This window comes from Mesorhizobium sp. UC74_2, assembly GCF_042701485.1.
Classification (GTDB): domain Bacteria; phylum Pseudomonadota; class Alphaproteobacteria; order Rhizobiales; family Rhizobiaceae; genus Mesorhizobium.
Map to the genome: position 1 here is coordinate 3,460,946 of NZ_CP170562.1, position 25,419 is coordinate 3,486,364.

Consider the following 25,419-nt stretch of genomic DNA (forward strand, 5'->3'; position numbering starts at 1 on the left):
TGCAACGACATAGCGTGGGGCGACCAGCGGGATTGTCCGCGCTGGTCGCCCCAAGCAACATAGGCAGCTTAGAAGAAGTCCGTCGAAAGCCTGCTCCAGCTTTCACCGGCAAGACCGCCGATGAACATGTTGTTTCGCTCGACCGCGTTGAGAACATCGGCACGCGCAGTGGTGACGCAGACATTGGCCCTGTGGCGAAAGAACATGTTCGATTGCTGTGAAAGCGCGGAGAGATAGCGCGGGTCCACTCGACCTTGCGCCGCGACGTGCCCCTCCTCCTGCAAATGGAACAGCATGACGTTGATAGCCTGCCTTTCGGTGCCGGCCTTTGTAATCACGTTCAACACTTCGACCATACCGTTCGGGCGACTGTAGTAGCAGAAGAAGCCGATTGGCGTGCCCGTCGGGTCATTGATGGCAAAGAACCGAAGCGCGCCCGCAGCCCGATTGTCCTCCGCCATGTGCAGGAGCCAATGCAGATCTTTCTCTGTCCAGTCCGGATGCGCGGAATAGTTTTCGAGCAGATCAGGAATGAGGGAAACCGCTTCGTCCTGCGTTACTTCCTTCACCGTGACATGGGATTTTGCGATCTTCTTGATCGGAGGAAGCGGAAACAACGGGTTGAGCATCTTGCCCGTGGAGGTCACCAAGTTGCCAAGGATCGGATGCCGCCGCGCCGCAATGGTCGCCACATAGCTTGCCATCTGGAATATGCGCGTCCAGCCAAGCGCATGCGCTCCCAGCGTCACGCCTCCGATGGCTTCGAAATGCCTGAGGCTCACCGGCGCTGCGGTGTCACTGAAGTTAATTGTCTTCTCGGTCGGACGTATGCTGAGCGACAGCTCGGCGGCACCACGCGGAGAAGCTTCCGGCTTCATCATGAAGGCACAGAGCAGCCGCCCCATGACCGATTGCCCGTCGACGACGTAGGGAACCGGCAGGATCGAGAGAGCGCTGTCTATTTCCCCACGCTCATTCTCATGAACAACACTTCCGATCTCCGGATCGTAATAGGGATTATCGAAGAAAAGCTTTTGGAAGTATTGGTCAAAATTTTCGTTACAATCCTTTGAATTCGGGCGGAAAACTTGCTTGAAGATGACACGGATTGCAGGAATGTCATCAACATTCATCGGACGCAGCATGTACCGCGATTTCACGCCGCTTATGGATGTCGACATATGTCCCATAACAGGCCTCGATTGCTCGAATGACGTATTGAGCAATACTACATACGCGGATCGCAAATATGTAAATAAGTCCTTAATGAGTTTCTTCTAATTCAGTTAATTTCGGCGCGTCCATGCGCCGAATGCACAGGGGTAAGATCGGCCCTGCCGCTAGAGCGTCTCCATTTTTCGTGGAAACGCGGAAACGTTCTAACCGTTTGTTTTCACGCAATTCCGGACGGAAAACCGTTACGCACTTTTCCTGGAATTGCTCTGGTTGCCTGGCGGTCATCTCGGGCATGCAGGCCTAATAAAAAGGGCGCGACCGAAGTCACGCCCTTTCCAGATTCAATAAGCTAATTCGGTCAGGCGGCGGTCTCTTCGCCTTCTGCCTTCTTCTCGCGGGCGATTTCCTTGCCAGTCTCCTGGTCGACGACCTTCATCGAGAGACGGACCTTGCCGCGCTCGTCGAAGCCCATCAGCTTGACCCAAACCTTGTCGCCTTCCTTGACCACGTCAGTGGTCTTGGCGACACGCTGGTCGGACAGCTGCGAGATGTGCACGAGACCGTCACGCGGACCGAAGAAATTCACGAAAGCGCCGAAGTCGGCAGTCTTGACGACCGTGCCTTCGTAGATCTCGCCGACTTCCGGCTCGGCCACGATGGTGTGGATCCACTTCTTTGCCGCCTCGATTTCCTTCGCGTTCGACGAAGCGATCTTCACAGTGCCGTCGTCCTCGATATTGATCTTGGCGCCGGTCTTTTCGACGATTTCACGGATGACCTTGCCGCCCGAACCGATGACGTCACGGATCTTGTCGGTCGGGATATGCATGACTTCGATGCGCGGCGCGAACTCGCCGAGTTCCTTGCGGCCTTCGGAGATGGCCTTGGCCATTTCGCCGAGGATGTGCAGGCGGCCGTCCTTGGCCTGGCCCAGCGCCACCTTCATGATCTCCTCGGTGATGCCATCGATCTTGATGTCCATCTGCAGCGAGGTGATGCCGTTGGCAGTGCCAGCCACCTTGAAATCCATGTCGCCGAGGTGATCCTCGTCGCCCAGGATGTCGGAAAGCACGGCAAAACGCTCATCTTCCTTGATCAGGCCCATGGCGATACCGGCGACCGGCTTGGCCAGCGGCACGCCAGCATCCATCAGCGCCAGCGAGGTGCCGCAGACGGTAGCCATCGAGGACGAGCCGTTGGACTCGGTGATCTCGGAGACGACGCGCAGCGTGTACGGGAACTGTTCTGCCGAAGGCAGCATCGGATGGATGGCGCGCCAGGCAAGCTTGCCGTGGCCGATCTCGCGGCGGCCGGGCGAACCCATACGGCCGGTCTCACCGACCGAATAGGGCGGGAAGTTGTAGTGAAGGAGGAAGGTCTCCTTGTACATGCCAGTCAGCGAGTCGACATACTGCTCGTCTTCGCCGGTGCCGAGTGTGGCAACCACGATCGCCTGGGTCTCGCCGCGGGTGAACAGCGCCGAGCCATGGGTCCGCGGCAGGATGCCGACTTCGGAAACGATCGAACGGACGGTCTTGAGATCACGACCGTCAATGCGCGAGCCGGTGTCGAGGATGTTCCAGCGCACGATCTTGGCCTGGAGTTCCTTGAACACGGTCGCAACCTGCTCGGACGAATACTTGGCTTCCTCGCCTTCGGCCGGGGTGAAAGCAGCCTTGACCTTGGCCTTGGCAGCGTCGACGGCGGCGTAGCGGGCCTGCTTGTCGGTGATCTTGTAAGCAGCGCGCAGGTCGCTCTCGGCCACGCCGAGCATTTCCTTCTCCAGATCGCCGAAGGACGGCGGGGTGAAGTCGCGCGGATCCTTGGCGGCAACCTCGGCCAGCTTGATGATAGCCTCGATCACCGGCTGGAAAGCCTTATGGCCGAACATGACAGCGCCGAGCATCAGCTCTTCGCCCAGTTCCTTGGCTTCCGACTCGACCATCAGGACCGCTTCGCTGGTGCCGGCGACCACGAGGTCGAGCTTGGATTCCTGCATCTCGTCGATGTGCGGATTGAGCACATATTCGCCGTTGATGTAGCCGACACGGGCACCGCCGATCGGGCCCATGAACGGAACGCCCGAAAGCGTCAGCGCTGCGGAGGTGGCGACGATCGACAGGATGTCCGGATCGTTCTCAAGATCGTGCTGCACAACGGTGACGACGATCTGCGTGTCGTTCTTGTAGCCGTCTGCGAAGAGCGGGCGGATCGGGCGGTCGATCAGGCGGGAAACCAGCGTTTCCTTCTCGCTCGGACGGCCTTCACGCTTGAAATAGCCACCCGGGATCTTGCCGGCGGCGTAGGTCTTTTCCTGGTAGTTGACGGTCAGCGGAAAGAAGTCGAAACCAGGCTTGGGCTCCTTGGCCGAAACGACGGTGGCCAGAACCACGGTCTCGCCATAGGTCGCCAGCACGGCGCCGTCAGCCTGGCGCGCGATCTTGCCGGTCTCGAGGATGAGCGGGCGGCCGCCCCATTCGATTTCCACTTTGTGTTGCTTGAACATATCTTGTCCTTCATATGCGGAAGGGGCCGCGCCATCCAATCATGCGCGACGCCCCCTTCCTGGCTCCTTTGTCGGGCAGCCACGGGCAAGACAACAGGAGGCTTGAAAATGCCGGGCCGGCGCCCGTGCAAGCATCCTGCAATCCTGCCCCATGACCGTCCACGGGCGGTTTCATGCGGCCCTCTGCCTACAGAAACCGGGTCGGGCCGAAGGCCCGAATGCGCAACCGGCGAGCTCTCGATGAGAACCCGCCGGCCAATTCGTCAGCGACGCAATTCGAGCTTCTCGATCAGCGTCTGGTAGCGCGCCTCATCCTTGCGCTTGAGGTAATCAAGCAGGCTGCGACGCTGGGAAACGAGTGCGAGCAGGCCACGACGGGAGTGGTTATCCTTCTTGTGGTCCTTGAAGTGCTCGGTCAGGTTCTTGATACGCTCGGAAAGAATGGCAACCTGCACTTCCGGCGAACCGGTGTCACCGGCGACGGTGGCGAACTGAGCCAGCAGTTCCTTCTTGCGTTCAGCAGTAATCGACATCGCATTTTTCCTTTCTCAATGGAGGAAACGAGGCGCCCAGAGCCGGGATGTCGTCCAGCAAGGGTCGGTGAGCATCACGCAATCCGGCGCGATGTTGCGGCGCGTATAGTGCAAAAAAACGCAAAAAGCCAGCGCATATTCGCAAGGCTGGCCTGAGCGCAGCGCGGACCGGCAGCTTTGCGTTGCTACAGCCACTTCTTCCATTTGAAGAAACTGACCAGTCCTATCGCCACCAGCGCCATGAAAACAAGGGCGGCCGGGTAGCCGTAGTAGGCCTTCAGTTCAGGCATGTTCCAAGGCGATGTCGCAGGATCGAAGTTCATGCCCCAGACGCCGACCAGGAAGGTGAGCGGAATGAAGATCGCCGAGACGATGGTGAGCAGACTGATCACTTCGTTGGTACGCGCCTGGCTCAGCGACAGGTGCATCTCGATCAGCCCCGTCGTCATGTCGCGCTGCGTATCCGCCAGTTCCACAAGTCGATAGGCATGATCCAGCGTGTCGTTCAGGAAGATCTTCGTCTCCGGCTTGATGTAAGGGGCATCGGAGCGGACCAGCCCGGCCAGCGCATCACGCAGCGACAGCATCGTCCGGTGCAACTGGCCAGCATGCCGGCGCTGTTCGTGCAGAATGCGGACCTGCTGCTTGTGTGGATGACGCAGCATCGCGTCCTCGACCTCGTCAGTTCGGGCGCTGGCGTTTTCGATCAAGGGAAAGAACGAGTCGACGATGGCATCGATCAGCGCATAGGCGAGATAATCTGCTCCGCGCGAACGCAGACGGTTGGGCGTCGAGGCAACGATGCGCTTGCGCACCGGATCGAAAGGATCACCTTCGCGCTGCTGGAAGGTGATGACGAAACCCTTGCCGAAGAACAGGGAAATCTGCTCGTAGCGATAGGTGGCGGGGTCATCGATCATATTGACGACGACAAAGGCGTGATCGTCGAAAAACTCGGCCTTGGGTCGCTGGCCGGTGTTGACGACGTCTTCCAAGGCCAGCGGATGTAAGCCGAACTGCTTGCCGATCTGCTCGATCAACTCGACATTGGCCAGGCCGACACAATCCAGCCAGACCAGCGGCCATTTTTCGCAATGCGTCTTCAGGTCATCGAGGCTGGCGTCGTCGATCTTTTCGCAGCGGTCACGGTCGATCAGCGTCAGGTTGAGTTCACTGCGTCGTGCCCTGGGATCGGCAATCAACGTGCCGGGCGAAGCGCCTATGGGTGAGCGCTTCGCCATTCCCGACTCCCGCTTCCGAACCGTTTCCGCTTTTGTCATGCGAGCCTCGAGCGAATCCCTGCGCGGATGTTAGAGCATTTCCACTCTCTCCGAATCCCGGGAATGCCTTAACCTGTTGTTTCCGCGCAATTGCAGACACGCGGCCGTTGCGCACTTCTGCCCGAATTCCTCAGTGAAACGGGCCTCAGCCCGCAAACACCCGCTTGGGCTTGAACATGCCCTGCTCGATGGCTCCGATAGCGACCAGCTTGCCACGCGCAGTCGCACAGGCTTCTTCCGCCTCCAGCGGCGCGTCGCGACCGCGGATGATGACGGAATTACCGAGCCTGATCTTCGTAGCCGCATCGTCGCTGATGGCGACCTGCGGCAGGCATTCCAGCGCGGCAGCGGTATCGATCAGGAAATCGTCGAGTGCGGCGTGGCGTTCGCTGCCGGAGGACGCGGCATCGTCACCTTCCGCGGCAGGTGGCAGTGCTGCCTCCAGTTCAGCGATGGTGACAAAATCCTCGGACGTGAAGGGATCAACCTCGGTGCGACGCAGGTCCGCGATATGACCGAAGCAGCCAAGATCGCGTCCCATATCACGCGCCAGTGAACGCACATAGGTACCCTTGCCGCATTCGACCTCGAAAATGGTGCGGTCGGTGCCATGTTCGACGATATCGAGCCGGCCGATCTCGACCTCGCGCGGGGGAATCTCGACCGTCTCTCCGTCACGGGCGAGGTCATAGGCTCGTTCGCCGGCGATCTTGATGGCGGAGAACTGCGGCGGCGTCTGCATGATGACGCCGGTGTAATTGGGCAAGAGTCCGCGGATATCCACCTCGCTCGGACGCCTGTCGGAACTCTTTGTCACCGGACCTTCGAGATCGTCGGTGGTACGCTCCTCGCCCCAGGCGACGGTGAAGCGATAGATCTTGGCGCCGTCCTGCACATAGGGCACCGTCTTGGTGGCATCGCCGAGCGCGATCGGCAGCATGCCGGACGCCAGCGGATCGAGCGTACCGGCATGCCCCGCCTTCTCCGCCTGGAACAGCCATTTCACCTTCGACACCGCTTCGGTCGACCCCATGCCGACCGGCTTGTCCAGGATAAGCCAACCGGAAACCGGACGGCCCTTCTTCTTACCGCGACGCGCCATTACTCGTCGTTCTCCTTGTCATTCTCATCGTGGCCGAGGTCGCGCGCCACTTCCGGCGAATGCAGCAACTCGTTGATCTTCGAAAAATTGTCGTAGCTGGTGTCGAGCCGGAAGCGGAACTCCGGCATGTATTTCATCTGCCGCAACGCGGGCGACATACGCCCGCGAATGAAGCGGGCGTTGCGGTTCAGCGCCTCGATAACCGCCTTGTCATCCTTGGCGCCAAGTGGCGCGACGAAGGCGGTGGCGATTTTCAGATCGGGAGACATGCGCACTTCCGACACAGAAATGACTGTTGTTTCGATGAGGTCGTCGCGTACATCGCCACGCTGAAGGATATCGGACAGGGCATGACGCACCTGCTCGCCGACACGGAGCATGCGCTGGGAAGGGCCGCTTGATTGCTGTCTGTTCATCTCAATCTCTCGGATGGGAAAGCCGCACGGACAGGTGATTGCAATGGCACACCAGCCATTTCCTTATAAATTACAATCACATGAGGTCGTCCAGCCATTGGCCGGATCTTAGGCGGATCGATGCGGGTGACCCCGAACATTAGCCGACCTAATCCGTTTGCGGAGTGGGACCGCAGCCACGGTTGTCATCAAGGGAGAGCGGCTGAAGCCGCCCTCCCGTTTTCGCCAGGTACCTAGAGCTTCCGGGTCACCATCTCGACACGGAAGCACTCGATGATATCGCCGACCTGGATGTTTTCGTAGTTCTGGAAGGCCATGCCACATTCCTGGCCGACCGGCACTTCCGGAACTTCGTCCTTGAACCGCTTCAGCGTCTTCAGCGTACCTTCGTGGACGACCACGTTGTCGCGGATCAGGCGCACGCCCGCACCGCGTTCGACACGGCCTTCGGTGACGCGGCAGCCCGCAACCTTGCCGATCTTGGTGATGTGGAAGACCTCGAGGATCTCCGCATTGCCAAGGAAGGTCTCGCGACGCTCCGGCGAAAGCAGACCCGACATCGCATCCTTAACGTCATCCACCAGGTTGTAGATGATGTTGTAGTAGCGGATTTCGATGCCAGCCTGCTCGGCGGCAGTCCTGGCCTGCGCGTTGGCACGGACGTTGAAGCCGATAATTGCCGCGCCAGAAGTTTCGGCCAGCGTGACATCGCTTTCGGTGATGGCACCTGCACCGGCATGAACGATGCGCGCCCTCACCTCGTCGGTGCCGAGCTTGTCGAGTGCGGCCACGATCGCCTCGATGGAACCCTGCACGTCGCCCTTGATGATGAGCGGGAATTCCTTCAACCCGCTCGCCTGAAGCTGCGACATCATCTGTTCCAGCGAACCACGCTGGGTTGCATGCTTGGCAACCGCCTTGTCGCGAGCCAGGCGCTGGCGATACTCGGTGATCTCGCGGGCACGCGCTTCGTTGTTGACGACCGCGAAACGGTCACCAGCCTGCGGCGTCCCCTGGAGACCGAGGATCTCCACCGGCATGGCCGGCGGCGCTTCCTGGACATGCTCGCCGCGGTCGTTGACCAGCGCGCGCACACGGCCCCATTCGTTGCCGGCAACGGGATTTCGCCTGGCATCAGCGTGCCGGTCTGCACCAGAACGGTAGCAACCGGACCACGGCCCTTGTCGAGGCGAGCCTCGATGACAACACCTTCCGCCGTGCGATCCGGGTTGGCCTTGAGGTCCAGGATTTCCGACTGCAGCAGGATGGCTTCCAGCAGCTTGTCGAGACCCGCACCGGTCTTGGCCGACACTTCGACATCGAGCACTTCACCGCCCATCGATTCGACGAACACTTCGTGCTGCAGAAGCTGCGTACGCACCTTCTGCGGGTCCGCGGCCGGCTTGTCGACCTTGTTGATGGCGACAATGATCGGCACGCCGGCAGCCTTGGCATGGCTGATCGATTCGATCGTCTGCGGCATGACGCTGTCATCGGCAGCAACAACCAGAATCGCGATATCGGTGGCCTGGGCGCCACGGGCACGCATAGCCGTGAAGGCGGCGTGGCCAGGCGTGTCGATGAAGGTGATCTTCTGACCATCCTTCTCGACCTGGTAGGCACCGATATGCTGGGTGATGCCACCGGCTTCGCCGGAGACCACGTTGGCATGACGGATAGCATCGAGAAGCGAGGTCTTGCCGTGGTCGACGTGACCCATGATGGTCACCACCGGCGGACGCGAAACGAGATCCTCATCGCGATCCGCGATGTTGAACAGGCCTTCCTCGATGTCCGACTCGGCAACGCGCTTGACGGTGTGGCCGAATTCCGAAGCGACCAGTTCAGCCGTGTCGGCGTCAATGACATCGCCCGGCTTCAGGATCTGGCCCTGCTTCATGAAGTACTTGACCACGTCCACCGCGCGTTCGGACATACGCTGGGCAAGTTCCTGGATCGTGATGGTTTCAGGCACCGTCACTTCGCGCACGACCTTCTCGCGCGGCTCGTTGTGCATCGCGCGCTTGAACTTCTCCTGGCGCCGGCGCATGGCCGACAGCGAACGCGCACGCGCATCGCCATCTTCCGAAGAAAGCGCCGTGTTGAGCGTCAGCTTGCCACGACGGCGATCTTCCTCGGCCTTGGTCGGCTTGGCTGGCTTGGCAAGCTCTGGCGTCACGAGACGGCGCGGCGGCAATGCAGACGACGGGGCGCTGCCACGGTTACGCGGCTTGGCCTCTTCCTCTTCGTCGCCACCTGCCTGCTCGGCAGTCTGCGGCGCGCGACGGCGTGCTTCTTCCTCGGCACGGCGGCGTGCCTCGGCCTCGGCCTTGATGCGAGCCTCTTCCTCGGCCTGACGGCGGGCAGAATCCTCGCGCTCGCGCTTGCGGCGTTCTTCTTCGTCGGAGCGACGCTTGGCATCCTCGGCAGCACGCTGGCGATCTTCCATCTCGCGTGCCTGCGAGCCCTCGAGCGCCCGGCGACGGGCTTCCATTTCGCCACGCGACAGCTCGTTCAGCACCATGCCGCCGCGGTCGGGCTGAGGTGGCGGCGTCGGACGACGCTGCTCCTGCACGGCCGGCGCGGCCTGCTGCGGCCGAGGCTGCGGCTGAACCTGCTGAGGCGGGACCTGAGGCTGAGCCTGAGGCTGCGGAGGCTGGGGCTGAGGCGCAGCCGGCTTCGGCGTGAACACCGTCTGCGGGGCCGGAGCTGGCTGCTGCTCGCCCGGCTTCACGAACTTGCGCTTGGTCTCGACCACGACCTGCTTAGTGCGGCCATGCGAAAAATTCTGGCGCACGGTGCTCTGCTCGATGCCCGGGCGCTTCAGCGTCAATGTCTTCTTGGGCGTAACACTCAGCGTCTTGTCGTCGCCCGAATTCGTATCACTCATTCCATATCCTCTGCGGCATCATCATCGCCGGCAACAGCCGCAATCATTGCCAGATCGTCCGGGGAACCGCCCCGGTAACGGTCGAGCGCAACCATGCGCTTCACGGCCGCCTTACCCGCGTCGCTCGCGAGAACGGCAGCATGTATCACATTTGTCCCCCCCAATGCCAAACCCAAATCCGCTTCCGCGAAAAGTTTGTATGCGGGAATGGCGGGGCCGCCGAGATGGGCGGTGGCCCGGCGTGCCTGGGTGATCTTGCGCACTCCGTCCTCGGAGGCTTCGAAAGCATGCAGGACAAGTGCCGCCTTGCCGGAGCGCACGACACTATCGACCTTGGCGGCACCGAGCGCAACCGCACCCGCCTTGCGCGCCAATCCGAGCGCGCCCAGGGCAGAGCGCACAAACAAGCCCTCGACCATCGCGCCGAGCTCCGGCGGAACGATGACCTGCTTCTTGAAGGCGCGGGCAAAGTGCCCCTTGGCTGAGGCTTTATCAACAGTGGCACGATCGGCGCTGACCCAGCAGCCCCGACCGGGCAATGTTCTTTTGAGATCTGGAACGACGGCCGAATCCGGACCGACGACGAAACGGATCAATTCATCCGTTTCGGCGGTCTTCCTTGTGACGATGCAGGTGCGATCGTTCATCTCGGACAAGGGTTGCTCCGGCCGGTCTCATCTTACGCGCCGGTGGTTTCGGCTTCAGCGGCCTCAGCCTGGGCTTCCTCTTCGGAAATCCAACCAGCCTTGAGGCGCGCCGCCAGAACCATCTGCTCGGCTTCAGTCTTGGAAATACCGTGCGCGGCAAGCACGCCCGGGAATACCTTGGTCTCGCCGTCCTTACGCTCCTTCCAACCGACGAGATCGTCGGCCGCGTAGCCGGCGAAATCCTCGATGGTCTTCACGCCGTCTTCGCCCAGCGTCACCATCATGGCGGTGGTCACGCCCGGGATTTCACGCAGCTCGTCCTTGACGCCCAGCTTCTTGCGAGCGGCGTCGTGTTCAGCCTCGACCTTCTCCAGGTGTTCGCGGGCGCGGTTCTGGATCTCGGTCGCGGTGTCGTCATCGAAGCCGTCGATCGAGGAAATCTCACCAGCATCGACATAGGCCACTTCCTCAACCGAGGTGAAGCCTTCCGAGGCCAGCACCTGGCCAACCATTTCGTCGACGTCGAGGGCTTCCATGAACAGGTTGGAGCGTTCGACGAATTCCTTCTGGCGGCGCTCGCTCTCTTCCTGTTCGGTCAGGATGTCGATGTCCCAGCCGGTCAGTTGCGAGGCAAGGCGCACGTTCTGGCCACGACGGCCGATGGCCAGAGACAGCTGGTCGTCCGGCACCACCACTTCGATGCGTTCCGCATCTTCGTCCAGCACCACCTTGGCGACTTCCGCCGGCTGGAGGGCATTGACGATGAAGGAAGCTGCCGAAGGCGACCACGGAATGATGTCGATCTTTTCGCCCTGCAGCTCGCCGACGACCGCCTGGACGCGTGAACCACGCATACCGACGCAGGCGCCGACCGGATCGATCGAGGAATCGCGGCTGATGACCGCGATCTTGGCGCGCGAGCCCGGATCGCGGGCGACCGACTTGATCTCGATGATGCCGTCGTAGATTTCCGGCACTTCCATGGTGAACAGCTTCGCCATGAACTGCGGATGCGTGCGCGACAGGAATATCTGCGGGCCGCGCTGCTCGCGACGCACGTCATAGACATAGGCGCGGACACGATCGCCGTACTTGTAGTTTTCGCGGGGGATCAGCTCGTCGCGGCGGATGATTGCCTCGCCGCGGCCGAGATCGACGATGACGTTGCCATACTCGACGCGCTTGACGGTGCCGTTGACGATCTCGCCGATGCGATCCTTGTATTCGTCATACTGGCGGTCGCGCTCGGCCTCGCGCACTTTCTGCACGATGACCTGCTTGGCCGACTGCGCGGCGATGCGGCCGAAATCCATCGGCGGCAGCTGTTCGGCGATGAAGTCGCCGAGCTGCGCATCGGGGTTGCGCTCGCGAGCCGAGAACAGCGAAATCTGCGTGGCGTAGTCCTCGACGTTTTCGACGACTTCCATCAGGCGCTGCAGTTTCATCTCGCCGGTATTCGGGTTGATGTCGGCGCGGATGTTGGTCTCCTGACCATAACGCGAACGCGCGGCCTTCTGGATCGCATCGGCCATGGCGGCGATCACGATCGACTTGTCGATCGACTTTTCGCGCGCGACTGCGTCTGCAATCTGCAGCAGTTCGAGCCTGTTGGCGCTTACAACCATCTTAGTCTCCCTGAACAGGGCCGCCCTAGCCGGCGGCCGCTCATTCACTTCTCAGCTTCGGTTTCTTCTGCGGCGTCAGCGTCGCCGCGGTGTTTCTTGGCGTCCTTGCGTGCCCGATTGTCCTTCGACAGGGCTTCGCGGATCAAATCGTCGGTCAACACGAGATGAGCCTCGGCGATCGCGTCATAAGGAATGCGTACTGTCGGCTCTTCACCGTAGGCTGCCTTGTCGCGCTCCAGCAGGATGCCTTCGACACCGGCTTCCGCGATCTTACCCTTGAAGCGCTTGCGGTCGGCAACGAGGACAGACGTCTCAAGCTTGACCAGATGGCCGGCCCAGGCAACGAAATCCGAGGTGCGAACCAATGGCCGGTCGATACCGGGCGAAGACACTTCCAGATGATACGCCTTCTCGATGGGATCGTCGACATCAAGCGCCGGCGAGATCGCCCGGCTGACTTCTTCACAATCCTCGACGGTCATGGTGCCGTCTTCGCGCTCGGCCATGATCTGCAGCGTCAGACCATGTTGCCCCGACAGGCGCACACGCACGAGACGGAAGCCCATGCCGCGCAGAACTGGCTCGACGATGATGGCGATGCGGGCATCGATACCGCTCTCGCGGATGATACGGTCGTCGCTATCGGCCTGGCTTGAAGTCATCCGGTGTCCGCTGCTCGAATCTCTTGGCGACGGCCGGTAACAAAAAGAGCGGGACCGGGTGGACCCACTCTTCGTCATACCGACCAAGAATTTGAAGCCGATATAACAATGACGGCGGCGAAATGCAAGGCTGGCACGAAACAGGGAGTGATTTCCCCATCCATGCGCGTTCTGCATGGCAGCCTTGCCTTCGAAGCCCTGTTAGAGCACCCGCCGGCACCTTATCTATTGCGCAGCGCGGCAAAAAGCTGTGCAAAGAGATGGAGCAAAACCGTGCGTACCAGCAGAACCGCAATCCGCAACCTGATCGACATCGTCGGCAGCGCGATCAATGCGGCCGGCGCCGTGGAAGGCAATCGGGCGCCGAAGGGCAACGATCTTCGTCGCCTTGGCATCGACCCGGTCGAGTTCGCCAAGATCCGCCGCATCTAGATATGAAAGAAGCGGAGGCATCTGCCTCCGCCCCGATCCGGCGGCCTCAATGCCACGGGACATAAAACCGGCTTAGTCGCTGTCGCCACCAAGCTGCGAGAGGACCTGATCCTTGCCCCGCCAGCGCAGGTAGAGCGGCACCACAACTGCCGCAATTGCGAGCACCCACAGCCCGATCGCAATCCACGAATGGAACAGCACCGAGGGGTCACCCTGGCTGATGGCGACCGCGCGTCGCAATTGCTGTTCGGCGAGCGGCCCGAGGATCAATCCCACCACCACGGGCGCGATCGGATAGTGGAAGCGCCGCAATCCGTAGCCGAGCAGACCGAAAGCCAGCAGCATGCCAAGTTCGAAGGTCGACGGATTGGCGCCGATGGTGCCGAGTGTCGCGAACATCAGGATGCCTGCGTAAAGCCATGGCGTCGGGATGGTGAGCAGCCTTACCCAGAGCCCGATCAAGGGCAGGTTGAGAACCAGAAGCATCAGATTGGCCACCAGCAGGCTGGCGATCAGCCCCCAGACCAGTTGCGGATTGCTGACGAACAGCAACGGCCCCGGCTGAAGACCGAACTGCTGAAAACCGGCCAGCATGATGGCCGCAGTTGCCGTTGTCGGCAAGCCGAGCGTCAGCAACGGCACCAGCGTACCCGCCGCGGACGCGTTGTTGGCGGCCTCGGGTCCGGCGACACCCTCAATGGCGCCCTTGCCGAATTCCTCCGGTTTTTCGGCCAGTTGCTTTTCCACCGAATAGGACAGAAAGGTACCGATCTCGGCACCGCCCGCCGGCATGGCGCCGATGGGAAAGCCGATCGCCGTGCCGCGCAGCCACGGCTTCCAGGATCGGCGCCAGTCCTCACGCGTCATCCATACCGAGCCCTTGATCGCCTGGATGGTCGAATCGCCTCCCTTGGCGGCCGCCACTGACAGGGCTTCGCCGATTGCAAACAGCGCAACCGCCAACGTCGTCACCTCGACGCCGTCGAGCAGATCGGGAATGCCGAAGGCAAGCCGCGCCTGGCCGGTCTGCAGGTCGATGCCAATCAAGCCGAGCAGAAGACCGATGAAAAGCGAGGTCAGGCCGCGCAGCGTCGATTCGCCAAACGCCGCCGACACGGTCATGAAGGCCAACACCATCAGCCCGAAATATTCCGCCGGCCCAAAAGACAGCGCCAGTTTGACCACCGCCGGCGCGATGAAGGCGAGGCCGATGGTGGCGATCAGACCCGCAACGAACGATCCGATCGCCGCGGTGGCAAGGGCGGGACCGCCACGCCCGGCGCGGGCCATCTTGTTGCCTTCGAGCGCAGTGACGATCGAAGAACTCTCACCCGGCGTATTGAGCAGGATCGACGTGGTCGAACCGCCATACATGCCGCCATAATAGATGCCGGCGAACATGATGAGCGAACCTGCCGGGTCGAGTTTGTAAGTGACCGGCAAGAGCAGCGCGACCGTCAGAGCCGGACCAATGCCCGGCAGGACACCCACGGCGGTGCCCAAGGTCACGCCGATCAGCGCGTAAAGCAAATTCATAGGCTGCAGGGCAACCACAAGCCCGTGCGCCAGAAGCTCGAACGTCGTCATGGGCGTCGTCCCCTAATTCCGCTCAAAACAGAAGATGTTCGAGTGGGCCGGCCGGCAAGGAGAGCGACAGGCCACGTGAAAAGATCACCCAGATGACATAAGCGAGCACGATGCCGAGCGGTATCGTCTTCCACAAAGGCCCTCTGCCGAAGGCGCGCGCCGTGGCCGCGAACAGCAGTCCGGTGGCGATCGAGAATCCGGCAACTTTCAGCAGCAGCATTTGCGCCGCAAGGCCGCCGACGATCCAAAGGATCGGGCTGATCTGCTGCTGTTCACGCTTCGGGAAGTCGCCGCGCCAGGCCTCGACCGCCGTCCAGATCGCCAGGATGAAGAAAACCGCCGCGATCACGTAGGGAAAGGTGGTCGGACCGATGCGAGCGTAGCTCGCGGCGCCGGCCTGCCGGGCCGTCGACCAGACAACCACGATGGCCACCACTGCCAGCGCGGCCGCGATGGCAAGCGCCGCCCAATCCGGGCGGCGCGACAGTTTTTTGGACGTGTCTTGGCTCATTTGACCAGGCCGATGTCCTTCAGCACACCAGCAGTCAGCTCGGTGTCCTTCTTCAACTGGGTGGTGAACTCGTCACCTGCCAGATAAGTGTTCTCCCAGCCCTTGTCGGCGAGGATCTTCTGCCAGGCAGCGGACTTCACCATCTTCTCGATATCGGCGAGAATCGCCGTCTTCTGCTCTGCGCTGATGCCAGGCGCAGCGGCAACCATGCGCCAGTTCTGGATGGCGACATCGACACCGGCTTCCTTGAAGGTCGGCGCTTCAACGCCGGGAATGGGCTTTTCGCTGGAAATGCCGATGAGGCGCAGCGTGCCGGCCTTCACCTGTTCCGAGAATTCGCCATAGCCAGAGATGCCGACCGTAACCTGATTGCCGAGCAAGGCTGCAAGGGCCTCACCACCACCGGAGAAGGCGATGTAGTTGACCTTGGTTGGATCGACACCAACCGCCTTGGCGATCAGCCCGGCAGTGATGTGATCGGTTCCGCCGGCAGAGCCACCGCCCCACGAGACCGAGCCCGGATCAGCCTTCAGCTTGGCGATCAGGCCGGCCATGTCCTTGATGTCGGAAGCTGCCGGCACCACCACAACTTCATATTCGCCGGTCAAACGCGCGATCGGGGTCACCTGGTCGAGCGTGACCGGCGAATTGTTGGTCAGGATGCCGCCGACCATCACGTAGCCGCCGACGAGCAGCTGCGAGGCATCGCCATTGGCCTGGTTGACGAATTGCGCGAGCCCGATGGTACCAGCTGCACCCGGCACGTTGGTCACCTGCACCGAGCCGGAAATCTTCTCGTCCTGCAATGCAGTCTGCATGGAACGCGCGGTCTGGTCCCAGCCGCCGCCAGGTGCGGCCGGAGCCATGATCTTGTAGTCGGCGGCGAAGGCCGGAATGGCCATCACGCTCGCCACGATGGTCGCCAGAAGGAATTTCTTCACGGTCTCTCTCCCTTGAGACGCTGCCCATTGGGGTCGGCTGGCGTCATGTTCGCATTGGTTCGCGCCGCACGATCGGCGTCGCGTCGAGACAACCCTGGGAGAATGATGGTTTGAGCGGCTGCCGCCGAAGGCTGCTGCCTTCGCTCCGGCGCCGTTGTGGTCCCTCTCCTCCCAGACCTGCAGGTCCGGCCGCCTCCAACGGCCAAACCGACAGAAATGCTAACCGAGCAAGCTGACATCTGACTGACATCCCGCCCGCAGGACGATCATGACCCAAACATGATGCCTTTGCCACCGCTTCGTGGTCAGCGCCCCTGCAGGGCGGCATTCCAGCGTTCGACCAGGCGGTTGCGCTTGACCTGATCGAGATAGACGAGAAGGCCGGGGCTTACCGGAACCGGCCGCAATTGCGCGCCCATCGTGGCCTGGATGGCATTGGCGGTGTTTTCACCGGACACATCCGGATTGACCGCGGCGATGTGGAGATCGCGCGCCATGATGGTCTGGCCCTCCGCCGACATGAAATAGGCAAGCAAGGCACGGCCGAGATCCGGTGACGCCGCCGCCTTCGGCACAAGGCCGATGCGCGACATGACAACCGTATAGTCCTTGGGCATGACGATGCCGACATCGGGATTGCGCGCCGCCCAATCCGTCGCATAGGAGCCGAGGATGTTGTAACCCAGCACCGCGCGGCCATCAGCGATGCGCTCCAGGATCGCGGCACTTCTCGAATAGAGCTTCACGCCGGCCTTGCCCATGCTGCGGATGACCGACCAGATGTCGGGAAACTGCTCCTGGTCGCGTGCCATGAACATGAACCCGACGCCGGAGCGCTCGATGTCATAGGTGGCGATCCGGCCCTGGACGGCTTCCGCGTTGCGCTCGAGATAATCGACGAACTGCGCGCGTGTCGCCGGCGGCGAAACATTGCGGAAACTCGGCTTGTGGTAGACGAAGACCGCCGGTTCGAAGGTCAGCGCGTAGGCGGTGTTGCGCCAGTTCGCCCAGCGCGGCCAGCGCGCACTCATAGGCATGTTGCTTTCCTGCGCGTAGCCGTCATTGGCGAGTTTGACCTGCAGATCCATCGCAGACGAAAAGGCGACGTCGCCCGTCTTCTGACCGGCATTGGTCTCGTCGATGATGCGCGTGTAGATATCGCCGGTCAGCAATTCCTCATAGCGCACGGCGATAGCGGGATTGGCGCGGCGAAATCCCTCGATCATCCCCTTGGCCAAAGGCGCATCGAGTGCCGAATAGACAACCAGCGTGCGCGCGCCGGCATCACCGTTGAGAGCCGGGAAAAGCGTCGTCTCAGCCAGCGCAGGCCTCGAAAACAGAACCAGCAGAGCAAAGACCACAAAGCGCATGGCAGCCAACTTGCCCGAGCCCACGATCATCCACAAGCGTCGCCCATTGCGACGGTTTGGTGCGCCCGAAAGGCCGCCAGAGCGGAATGCGATCAGGATAGATCGGTATTCCGCTCCGTCTCGTTGTCTTGCGCATGATCTTTACCGGAAAAGTCTGCAACTTTTCGGGATCATGCTCTAGGTTCGGCAAAACGATTTCGACGAGGAGCAGCGTTGCGCATTCTGGTGGTGGAGGACACGCAGACCCTGGCCGATGGGCTTGTGGCCGTCCTGAAAGGCAGCGGCTATGCAGTCGATCACGTCATTGATGGCCAATCGGCACTGGCCGTGCTCGCGGCCGAGCGGGTCGATCTGGTCATCCTCGATCTCAACCTGCCGGGCATGGACGGGCTGCAGGTGCTGCGCAGCATCCGTGCCCGCCAGGATGGGCCGGGCGTGCTTATCCTCAGTGCGCGTGCCGACCTGCATGACAAGATCAAGGGGCTGGATCTCGGCGCGGACGATTACATGACCAAACCGTTCGATGTCGACGAGCTGGAAGCGCGCGTGCGCATGCTGCTGCGACGCCATGCGGGGCTGAAATCGTCCACCGTATCGTTCGGCGAAGTGACCTTCGACCTCACCTCGCGCAGCTTTTCCGGCGGTGGCCTCCCGCTCGACCTGCCGGCCCGCGAGGTCAGCCTGCTCCAAACGCTGTTTCTGCGCGCCGGCAAAGTGGTGACGAAGCAGTCGATCCTGAATCGCTGGCCGGCTTCGACGAGGAGTTGTCCTACAACGCCATCGAGCAATATGTCAGCCGGCTGCGGCGCAGGCTTGCCCCTTACGGTGTAACCGTGCGGACGGCACGCGGCATCGGCTACTATCTTGAGAAGGTGTAGCCGGGACATGGGAGACACCCCGCTGATGGCCGTTGCCGCGCCCTATTCGCTGCGCCGCCGGCTGTTGTTCTGGCTGCTCGTGCCGCTGATCGCGATCGGGCTGATCGCCCTGCTCGACACCTGGCGCGAGGCGATCGGAACGGCAAATGCAGCGTCGGACCGCGTGCTTGCCGGTTCGGCGCTGGCCATTGCCGAGCGTGTTGTTGTCTCCGAAGAGGGTATCCTCGAAGTCGATATCCCCTATGTGGCGCTGGAAATGCTAACGTCGGCTGCACAGGATCGGGTTTTCTACCGTGTCGATGGCCCGCCCGGTACGTTCATCACCGGTTACGAAACGCTGCCGACAATGCCCTCGCCTCCACCGGAAAAAGCCCAGTTTTCCGATGCGACCTTTCGCGGCGAACCGATCCGGCTGGCAGCACTTGCCCGTTCGGCCTCGACCGGTGTCGATTCCATTCCCTTTGTGGTGACCGTTGCCGAAACCACGATTGCACGAACCCAACTCGCCCAGACCATCCTGCTGCATTCGGCCCTGCGACTGACGGTGCTGATCGGTGGCGCCGCCCTGATCGCGTGGTTCGCCGTCAACGCCTCGCTGCAGCCGCTCTACCGGCTGCGGGCGGCAATCGCCGAACGCAGCCCTGATGACCTTCACCCCATCGACGATCGGGTGCCGGGTGAGGTGCGTGGGCTGGTCGAAACGGTGAATTCCTTCATGGTGCGTCTGGGCGCTGCCTTGTCTGGCCTGCGCAACTTCACCGGCAATGCCAGCCACCAGCTACGCACGCCGATGACCATCGTACGCACGCAGCTTGCGCTCGCCGGCCGCGCAAGATCGCTCGAAGAGGCCAAGTCTGCCGCGCAGACCGCCGACGCGGCGATTGTGCGCGCAGAACATGTCCTGTCGCAATTGCTCCTGCTGGCGCGCATCGAGGCCGCCGCGTCAGACGGGATCGACACAAGATCGGTCGATCTCGCAACGATCGCCATGGAGAGCGTCGCCGACCGCGTGATGAAGGCAAACGCTGCCGGCACCGATCTCGGTTTCGAGGGTGGCGACCCGGTCGTGATCCGGGGAGAAGCGCTGCTCGTCGGCGAACTGGTCGGCAATCTCGTTGACAACGCCATCGCCTACGCCGGCAGCGGCGCCGAAATCACGGTGCGCGTATTGGGAGGGCGAGAAGCAGTGCTCGAGGTCGAGGACAATGGTCCCGGCATCGCGCCGAATAAACTCGCGGCAGTGCGAGCGCGTTTCTCGCGCGGTGCGGGCGCCGACAAGCCCGGCAGCGGGCTCGGGCTGCCCATCGTCGAAGAAATCGCCGAGCTGTTCGGCGGCAAGCTCACCCTTGCAGTCGGAGCAGATGGTCGTGGGCTCAGGGCGCTGGTGGCGTTCCCACCCCTTGACCCTCCGACCGCGGCCGCACTAAGCGATGGACAATCGCCCACGAAGGACCGCCCAGCATGACAGTTTCGCGCGCATTGTCGGATGCTTTCATTCCCGAACTGCCGAACTACTACCGCGGCAAGGTGCGCGACAATTACGACCTGCCCGACGGTCGCCGCATCATCGTTGCCACGGATCGCCTCAGCGCTTTCGACGTCATCCTGACCTCGATCCCCTTCAAGGGGCAGGTGCTCACGCAAACGGCGCGATACTGGTTCGAGGAAACCGCCGACATCTGTCCAAATCATGTGCTCGACTATCCCGACCCCAACGTCGTTGTGGGCACGCGGCTCGACATCCTGCCGGTGGAAATCGTGGTGCGCGGCTATCTGGCCGGCAGCACGGGCACATCGATCCTGACCAAGTACCGCAACGGCGAACGCAACATGTACGGCATGCGTCTGCCGGACGGAATGCGGGACAACGAAAGGCTGCCCAATCCTGTCATCACGCCAACCAGCAAGGCCTTCGACGGTGGTCACGATGAGCCGCTGTCGGCTGCCGACATCCTTGCCAAGCGCCTGCTCAGCGAGGAGCAGTGGGATACGGTGTCCAGTTATGCGCTGGCCCTGTTCGCTCGCGGCCAGGCGCGCGCCGCCGAACGCGGCCTGATCCTCGTCGACACCAAATACGAGTTCGGCGTCGACCGCGATGGCCGCATCGTACTCGCGGACGAAGTCCATACCCCGGACTCGAGCCGCTACTGGCTGGCCGAGAGCTATGCCGAAAGCTTCGAGGCTGGGGAACGGCCGCGCAGTTTCGACAAGGATTTCGTGCGCGCCTGGGTGACCGCACGCTGCGATCCCTACAAGGATGTCATCCCCGACATTCCGGCCGATCTCATCGAGCAGACCTCGCACATCTATGTGCAGGCCTATGAGGCGATCACCGGCAACACGTTTGTTGCCGACCTTTCCGAGGGAAGCGTGCTGGAGCGGCTGCGAAAAAATCTCAGGCCGTATTTCTAGAGCGGCTCCGGTCCTCACGGAAACCGGCCGCTATCTCACATCCTGCGAAACGTGAGGTAGGCGGTGCGACGTCCCTCGCGGATCGCCTTGGCTTCATAGCGCGTGCTTTCCCAGCCGGGATAAGGCGTATGCCAATCGGCCGCCTCTTGCGCCTGCCACTCGAAGGCCGGATGCGCGCGGCAATGCTGCAGGGTCCAGTTGACATAGGTGTCGATGTCGGACGCGAAGCAGAACCTGCCGCCCGGCTTCAACGCACGCGCGAAACGGTCGAGGTTGACCGGGTTCACGAAGCGCCGCTTCCAGTGCCGTTTCTTGGGCCACGGATCCGGATAAAGCAGGTCGATCCAGTCGAGCGAGGCTTCCGGCAGCCAGTCGAGCAGCAGAGCCGCGTCGTCATCGAAGACGCGAAGATTCCCCGCCGGCGCTTTCACCAGCGCCATCATCATCTTGGCCATGCCGTTGATGAAGGGTTCAGCGCCGATGAAGCCGGTGTCAGAATGCGTCAGTGTTTCCTGACGCAGATGCTCGCCGCCGCCGAAACCGATTTCGAGCCTGATGGAAGAAACGGGAGCCTCGAAGAGGCTTCCCAGTTGCTTTGGTGCGGGCTGCGCCAGGTCGAGCCGGTAGCGCTTGAGACCCACCTCAAGCGCCGTGGCTTGCGCCGGGCGGATGGTCTTGCCCTTTCGCCGGCCGAAGAAAGCCTCGCTCAACCGGCTGCGCCTGCCCTGCTCTTCCATGGCCGCGTCCGCCGTCAGGCGGCCACGGCGTCCTTGAGCGCCTTGGCGAGATCGGTCTTCTCCCAGGAGAAGGAACCGTCTCGGCCCGCCTTGCGGCCGAAATGGCCGTAGGACGAGGTCTTGGCATAGATCGGCTTGTTGAGGTCGAGATGCCGGCGGATACCCGAGGGCGAGAGGTCCATCACCTTGCGCAGTGCGTCTTCCAGCCTGGCCTCGTCGACGGAACCGGTGCCATGCAGATCGACATAGACCGACAGCGGCTGGGCCACGCCGATGGCGTAGGAAAGCTGGATGGTGCAGCGATCCGCCAGCTTTGCCGCCACGACGTTCTTGGCAAGGTAGCGCGCGGCATAAGCAGCAGAGCGGTCGACCTTGGTGGTGTCCTTGCCGGAGAAGGCGCCGCCGCCATGGGGAGCAGCACCGCCGTAGGTATCGACGATGATCTTGCGGCCGGTAAGGCCGGCGTCACCATCGGGACCGCCGATTACGAACTTGCCGGTCGGATTGATATACCAGTTGCAGTCGTTCGCGATCTTCAATTCGCCCAGCGCCTCGCGGATATAGGGCTCCACGACCTTGCGAACCTTCTTGGAATCCCAGCTCTCCTCGAGATGCTGGGTAGAGAGCACGATCTGCGTGACTTCGGCGGCCTTGCCGTCGACATACTTCACCGTGACCTGGCTCTTGGCATCCGGACCGAGGCGGCCGGCGTCGCCATGGTTCTTGTGACGGGCGTCGGCCAGCAGTTCGAGGATCTTGTGGCTGTAGTAGATCGGCGCCGGCATCAGGTCCGGCGTCTCGCGGCATGCGTAACCAAACATGATGCCCTGGTCGCCGGCACCTTCCTCGCCCTGGCGATCGGCGGCGTTGTCAACGCCCTGGCCGATATCAGGCGACTGGCCGTGCAGCAGCACATCGATCTTGGCAGTCTTCCAGTGGAAACCCGATTGCTCGTAGCCTATGGCGCGAATGGCCTTGCGCGCAACGGACTTGAACTTGGAGGGATTGACGATCGGATGACCGGCGGCATCCTTGACGACATTGCCCGCCTTGTCCTTCTTCAGCAGCGTCTCGGGCACACGCACTTCACCGGCAATGACGACGCGGTTGGTTGTGGCGAGCGTTTCGCAGGCGACGCGGACCTTCCACGGGTCCATGCCCGTCTTCTTGGCTTCGCGGTAGACGAGGTCGACAATTTCGTCGGAGATGCGATCGCACACCTTATCGGGGTGGCCCTCGGAAACGGATTCCGATGTGAAGAGATAATTCTGCCGTGACACGGGTGATCCCTCTAGAAAGCAATCGGCAGACTGCCGATCTGGCGGGCCACGTGTTAGCGGGGCCGCGCCAGACTCGTCAAGATGATTGCAGGGTAACGGATATCAAAGGCCGGCACGGGAATGGAACAAAATACCCGAGACTGCCGGATAATGAGTGAAGCCGACCGCCGTGCCTGCAACAGCGGAAAATCGCCCGCTGGATTAGCCCGCCTCGTCGCCGGCGAGCGACTTGACCAGATCGATGATCCGTCGGCGAACCTTCGGATCGGCGACCTTCACGAATGCACGGTTGAGCTGAAGCCCTTCCGGGGTGGAGCAGAATTCCGCAGCCAGAGCCATGGCATTGTCCTCCGCGAAACCGCTGCGCGTGGCACCATCCTGTCCCGGGGCGTCTTCGAAAAAGAAGGAAACGGGCACGCTCAGGATCGAAGCGATGGCCTGCAGACGGCTGGCACCGACACGATTGGTGCCCTTCTCGTATTTCTGAATTTGCTGAAAAGTTATTCCGAGGTTCTCGCCAAGTTTTTCCTGGCTCATTCCCAACATGTTACGCCGAAGTCTGATGCGGCTGCCGACATGAGTGTCAATTGGGTTTGGTTTTTTCTTGTTTTCTTCTACCATCTTGTCCTCGCCGAATTCTTCCGGCTTCTTGTGTTTTTTGACGCCTAACCTCTGACCAGAGCTCCCACCTCACCGAAAAGCAACAGCGTGCGAAAGATGCCAACCGCTCCATAATGGATTTCTAAAATACTGGCTGTCAATTCGCCGGTAGCTTGTGCCTTACCGAAAAGACGAAAGCAATCAGGGCGAGGGCGAGCATAATCAGATATCCGTTAACGCGCCGTTGGCCGGTCGAAACGACATCGGATACCGATGCGACAGGGATGCTCAGGTCGATGGTGTCGCGCGCATTGATTGCCAGTGCGTCGAGGATTCGGCCGCGCGCATCCACGGCTGCGGAGATGCCATTGTTAGCCGCACGTAACAGAGGCATTCCATTTTCCACTGCGCGTATCTGTGCCTGACGGAAATGCTGGTAAGGGCCGGGTGTATCGCCAAACCACGCATCGTTGGTGAGGTTCACAATAAGCTGACTTGACGCAGCGTCAACTGACACTTCCTCAGGAAAAATGACTTCGTAGCAAATGAATGGCAGCCCCCGGATCGCGCCGGGCAGCAAAATCGGGTGCCGGTCGTTTCCGGCGGAAAACATTGTCGGGCCGGCAACCAGCTGTTCTATGCCGACACGTCGCAAAAGATCGGCGAAAGGCAGATATTCGCCGAACGGCACGAGATGGATCTTGTCGAACGCGTCGGCGATCTCGCCCTTGTCGTTGATGGCAACCACCGAGTTGTAGTAGCGCGCGCCGGCATCGGCAGACGCCCCTTCTTCCCGCACCGCTCCGGCAATCAGCATCTGACCGTCGGCCAGCATATCGCCGAGCGCCGTCAAGGCATCCGGCCGCTCGGTAAACAGGAAGGGCACCGAGGTTTCCGGCCACAGGATCAGCTGAGGCTTTTTCTTGCCGGGCTCGGGCGTTTTCGATGACATGCCAAGCAAGGTCGCAAAGATGCGATCACGTACCGAGGCGTCCCATTTCTCCCGCATGTCGATCGACGGCTGGACAATGCGAATGTCGACCGTCTTGTCCGCCAGGACTGGCGTCGTAAGCCGCAGATAACCAAAACCGACATGCGCGCAGACCAGGGCCGACGCCAGGACCGCGCCCACGGCAAGGTTACGCCGCCCAACCAGGAGCGCGGGCATGGCAAAGACGAAGACGGCAAGCGCGTTCATGCCGTTCATGCCGAGTGCCGACACGCTCTGCATCAGCAAGGGAACCGGCATGGCCGCATAGCCGACCGCATTCCAGGGAAAACCGGTCAGGACAAAGCCGCGCAGCCATTCCGCCAAGGCAAAAGCAAAAGCAAGCGCTGCAACACGGCCCAGGCCGCTGCTCCACAGCAGCCGGGCAACAGCGGTGGCGAAACCATAGAAGAAGGCCAGCAGGAGCGGGATGCCGACCACGGCGAAGGGCAGCGCCCAGGCATAGTCATCGGCTTCCACCAGCAGCGCCTGCCCGATCCACCATAAGCCAGCCAGAAAGTAACCGAAACCGAACCACCAGCCGACGGCGAATGCCGGCCGCAGTCGCCTCAGGACGCCGCCGGACACCTCGCCCGTGGTGCCATCGATCAACCAGACCAGAACCGGAAAGGAAATGAAGCAGACGGCGAAAAAATCGTATGGAGCCTGCCCGAAAACCGCCAGCGCGCCGGCTAGAAAGGCCGCCAGCGCGCGTCGCCAACCCCAGAGCAGAACTATCCGGCCGGCGAGGCGCTCCATGCATTTTTCCGAGTCGCTAGAATCATGGCGGAAGATGTATCAGGCCATGCTCCGCGCTCCAAATGCCGACATGGTGAGCACCAGGCC

20 protein-coding genes and 2 pseudogenes are annotated in these 25,419 nt (G+C 61.7%); 4 read left to right on the plus strand and 18 right to left on the minus strand.

The genetic code is table 11. From position 1 onward, the window contains the following. Positions 1-68: 68 nt before the first annotated feature. From ACFJIU_RS16870 to rimP, 10 genes and pseudogenes are all read right to left on the minus strand, one after another. Positions 69-1,145 (minus strand): hypothetical protein, encoded by a 1,077-nt coding sequence (locus ACFJIU_RS16870; RefSeq protein ID WP_379061691.1) that lies wholly within the window; start codon positions 1,143-1,145, stop codon positions 69-71. Between the two features lie 389 nt (positions 1,146-1,534). Continuing rightward, positions 1,535-3,682 (minus strand): polyribonucleotide nucleotidyltransferase, encoded by a 2,148-nt coding sequence (gene pnp / locus ACFJIU_RS16875; protein ID WP_379061692.1) that lies wholly within the window; start codon positions 3,680-3,682, stop codon positions 1,535-1,537. Between the two features lie 263 nt (positions 3,683-3,945). Further along, positions 3,946-4,215: a 30S ribosomal protein S15 gene (rpsO, locus tag ACFJIU_RS16880; protein WP_129410704.1), complete on the minus strand. Its 270-nt coding sequence runs from the start codon at positions 4,213-4,215 to the stop codon at positions 3,946-3,948. 185 nt (positions 4,216-4,400) lie between these two features. After that, the gene (gene corA / locus ACFJIU_RS16885; protein ID WP_379061694.1) at positions 4,401-5,495 is read right to left on the minus strand and encodes a magnesium/cobalt transporter CorA; all 1,095 of its coding nucleotides are present in this window, start codon (positions 5,493-5,495) and stop codon (positions 4,401-4,403) included. Positions 5,496-5,640: 145 nt separating this feature from the next. Continuing rightward, complete coding sequence (gene truB / locus ACFJIU_RS16890; protein WP_379061696.1) at positions 5,641-6,597, minus strand: tRNA pseudouridine(55) synthase TruB; 957 nt, start codon at positions 6,595-6,597, stop codon at positions 5,641-5,643. Next, a complete protein-coding gene (gene rbfA, locus ACFJIU_RS16895; RefSeq protein WP_379061697.1) occupies positions 6,597-7,013 on the minus strand; it encodes a 30S ribosome-binding factor RbfA in 417 nt (138 codons plus the stop codon). The genes truB and rbfA overlap by 1 nt, the downstream gene beginning before the upstream one ends. A 233-nt stretch (positions 7,014-7,246) precedes the next feature. Further along, positions 7,247-9,903: pseudogene (infB, locus tag ACFJIU_RS16900) on the minus strand (translation initiation factor IF-2). Beyond that, entirely contained in the window at positions 9,900-10,550 is a 651-nt protein-coding gene (locus ACFJIU_RS16905; RefSeq protein WP_379073134.1) for an RNA-binding protein, read from the minus strand. The pseudogene infB and the gene ACFJIU_RS16905 overlap by 4 nt, the downstream one beginning before the upstream one ends. 32 nt (positions 10,551-10,582) lie before the next feature. Next, positions 10,583-12,175 (minus strand): transcription termination factor NusA, encoded by a 1,593-nt coding sequence (gene nusA, locus ACFJIU_RS16910; RefSeq protein ID WP_129410708.1) that lies wholly within the window; start codon positions 12,173-12,175, stop codon positions 10,583-10,585. A gap of 44 nt (positions 12,176-12,219) precedes the next feature. Beyond that, positions 12,220-12,837 (minus strand): ribosome maturation factor RimP, encoded by a 618-nt coding sequence (gene rimP / locus ACFJIU_RS16915; protein WP_379061698.1) that lies wholly within the window; start codon positions 12,835-12,837, stop codon positions 12,220-12,222. Positions 12,838-13,110: 273 nt separating this feature from the next. Between rimP and ACFJIU_RS16920 the strand changes: the two genes are divergently transcribed. Then, positions 13,111-13,269, plus strand: a complete 159-nt coding sequence (locus tag ACFJIU_RS16920) for a hypothetical protein (protein ID WP_165358018.1) — start codon at positions 13,111-13,113, stop codon at positions 13,267-13,269. A 72-nt stretch (positions 13,270-13,341) separates the two neighbouring features. Here ACFJIU_RS16920 and ACFJIU_RS16925 read toward each other — a convergent pair whose 3' ends face one another. The 4 genes from ACFJIU_RS16925 to ACFJIU_RS16940 form a co-directional block, all read right to left on the minus strand. Further along, on the minus strand, positions 13,342-14,856 hold the full coding sequence (locus tag ACFJIU_RS16925) for a tripartite tricarboxylate transporter permease (RefSeq protein WP_379061699.1): 1,515 nt from the start codon (positions 14,854-14,856) through the stop codon (positions 13,342-13,344). Between the two features lie 22 nt (positions 14,857-14,878). Beyond that, positions 14,879-15,367, minus strand: a complete 489-nt coding sequence (locus ACFJIU_RS16930) for a tripartite tricarboxylate transporter TctB family protein (RefSeq protein ID WP_379061701.1) — start codon at positions 15,365-15,367, stop codon at positions 14,879-14,881. Next, complete coding sequence (locus tag ACFJIU_RS16935) at positions 15,364-16,308, minus strand: Bug family tripartite tricarboxylate transporter substrate binding protein (protein WP_379061703.1); 945 nt, start codon at positions 16,306-16,308, stop codon at positions 15,364-15,366. The genes ACFJIU_RS16930 and ACFJIU_RS16935 overlap by 4 nt, the downstream gene beginning before the upstream one ends. Positions 16,309-16,613: 305 nt before the next feature. Further along, entirely contained in the window at positions 16,614-17,678 is a 1,065-nt protein-coding gene (locus ACFJIU_RS16940) for an ABC transporter substrate-binding protein (protein ID WP_379073135.1), read from the minus strand. A 213-nt stretch (positions 17,679-17,891) separates the two neighbouring features. On the opposite strand from ACFJIU_RS16940, the pseudogene ACFJIU_RS16945 reads away from it, so the two are divergent. The 3 genes and pseudogenes from ACFJIU_RS16945 to ACFJIU_RS16955 all read left to right on the plus strand — a co-directional run bounded on the left by ACFJIU_RS16945 (position 17,892) and on the right by ACFJIU_RS16955 (position 20,968). Further along, positions 17,892-18,556 (plus strand): annotated as a pseudogene (locus tag ACFJIU_RS16945) (response regulator transcription factor). Positions 18,557-18,563: 7 nt separating this feature from the next. Continuing rightward, a complete protein-coding gene (locus ACFJIU_RS16950; RefSeq protein WP_379061705.1) occupies positions 18,564-20,021 on the plus strand; it encodes a sensor histidine kinase N-terminal domain-containing protein in 1,458 nt (485 codons plus the stop codon). After that, entirely contained in the window at positions 20,018-20,968 is a 951-nt protein-coding gene (locus ACFJIU_RS16955; RefSeq protein ID WP_379061707.1) for a phosphoribosylaminoimidazolesuccinocarboxamide synthase, read from the plus strand. Before ACFJIU_RS16950 ends, ACFJIU_RS16955 begins: the two co-directional genes overlap by 4 nt. 35 nt (positions 20,969-21,003) lie before the next feature. On the opposite strand, the gene ACFJIU_RS16960 is transcribed toward ACFJIU_RS16955, so the two are convergent. From ACFJIU_RS16960 to lnt, 4 genes are all read right to left on the minus strand, one after another. Further along, positions 21,004-21,705 (minus strand): tRNA (guanine(46)-N(7))-methyltransferase TrmB, encoded by a 702-nt coding sequence (locus ACFJIU_RS16960; RefSeq protein WP_379061709.1) that lies wholly within the window; start codon positions 21,703-21,705, stop codon positions 21,004-21,006. 14 nt (positions 21,706-21,719) lie between these two features. Beyond that, positions 21,720-22,985, minus strand: a complete 1,266-nt coding sequence (gene metK / locus ACFJIU_RS16965) for a methionine adenosyltransferase (RefSeq protein WP_379061711.1) — start codon at positions 22,983-22,985, stop codon at positions 21,720-21,722. A gap of 201 nt (positions 22,986-23,186) precedes the next feature. Further along, a complete protein-coding gene (locus ACFJIU_RS16970; RefSeq protein WP_379061713.1) occupies positions 23,187-23,606 on the minus strand; it encodes a helix-turn-helix domain-containing protein in 420 nt (139 codons plus the stop codon). Positions 23,607-23,742: 136 nt separating this feature from the next. Then, entirely contained in the window at positions 23,743-25,332 is a 1,590-nt protein-coding gene (gene lnt / locus ACFJIU_RS16975) for an apolipoprotein N-acyltransferase (RefSeq protein WP_379061715.1), read from the minus strand. Between the last annotated feature and the right edge of the window lie 87 nt (positions 25,333-25,419).

Excerpts from the sequence above, each read along its gene's own strand:
- nusA (WP_129410708.1), bottom strand. The coding sequence starts at position 12,175 with ATGGTTGTAAGCGCCAACAGGCTCGAACTGCTGCAGATTGCAGACGCA.
- rbfA (WP_379061697.1), bottom strand. The coding sequence starts at position 7,013 with ATGAACAGACAGCAATCAAGCGGCCCTTCCCAGCGCATGCTCCGTGTC.
- ACFJIU_RS16950 (WP_379061705.1), top strand. The coding sequence starts at position 18,564 with ATGGGAGACACCCCGCTGATGGCCGTTGCCGCGCCCTATTCGCTGCGC.
- ACFJIU_RS16925 (WP_379061699.1), bottom strand. The coding sequence starts at position 14,856 with ATGACGACGTTCGAGCTTCTGGCGCACGGGCTTGTGGTTGCCCTGCAG.
- ACFJIU_RS16930 (WP_379061701.1), bottom strand. The coding sequence starts at position 15,367 with ATGAGCCAAGACACGTCCAAAAAACTGTCGCGCCGCCCGGATTGGGCG.
- pnp (WP_379061692.1), bottom strand. The coding sequence starts at position 3,682 with ATGTTCAAGCAACACAAAGTGGAAATCGAATGGGGCGGCCGCCCGCTC.
- ACFJIU_RS16870 (WP_379061691.1), bottom strand. The coding sequence starts at position 1,145 with ATGCTGCGTCCGATGAATGTTGATGACATTCCTGCAATCCGTGTCATC.
- ACFJIU_RS16960 (WP_379061709.1), bottom strand. The coding sequence starts at position 21,705 with ATGGAAGAGCAGGGCAGGCGCAGCCGGTTGAGCGAGGCTTTCTTCGGC.
- ACFJIU_RS16905 (WP_379073134.1), bottom strand. The coding sequence starts at position 10,550 with ATGAACGATCGCACCTGCATCGTCACAAGGAAGACCGCCGAAACGGAT.
- lnt (WP_379061715.1), bottom strand. The coding sequence starts at position 25,332 with ATGGAGCGCCTCGCCGGCCGGATAGTTCTGCTCTGGGGTTGGCGACGC.
- ACFJIU_RS16940 (WP_379073135.1), bottom strand. The coding sequence starts at position 17,678 with ATGCGCTTTGTGGTCTTTGCTCTGCTGGTTCTGTTTTCGAGGCCTGCG.
- truB (WP_379061696.1), bottom strand. The coding sequence starts at position 6,597 with ATGGCGCGTCGCGGTAAGAAGAAGGGCCGTCCGGTTTCCGGTTGGCTT.
- rimP (WP_379061698.1), bottom strand. The coding sequence starts at position 12,837 with ATGACTTCAAGCCAGGCCGATAGCGACGACCGTATCATCCGCGAGAGC.
- rpsO (WP_129410704.1), bottom strand. The coding sequence starts at position 4,215 with ATGTCGATTACTGCTGAACGCAAGAAGGAACTGCTGGCTCAGTTCGCC.
- ACFJIU_RS16970 (WP_379061713.1), bottom strand. The coding sequence starts at position 23,606 with ATGGTAGAAGAAAACAAGAAAAAACCAAACCCAATTGACACTCATGTC.
- ACFJIU_RS16955 (WP_379061707.1), top strand. The coding sequence starts at position 20,018 with ATGACAGTTTCGCGCGCATTGTCGGATGCTTTCATTCCCGAACTGCCG.
- corA (WP_379061694.1), bottom strand. The coding sequence starts at position 5,495 with ATGACAAAAGCGGAAACGGTTCGGAAGCGGGAGTCGGGAATGGCGAAG.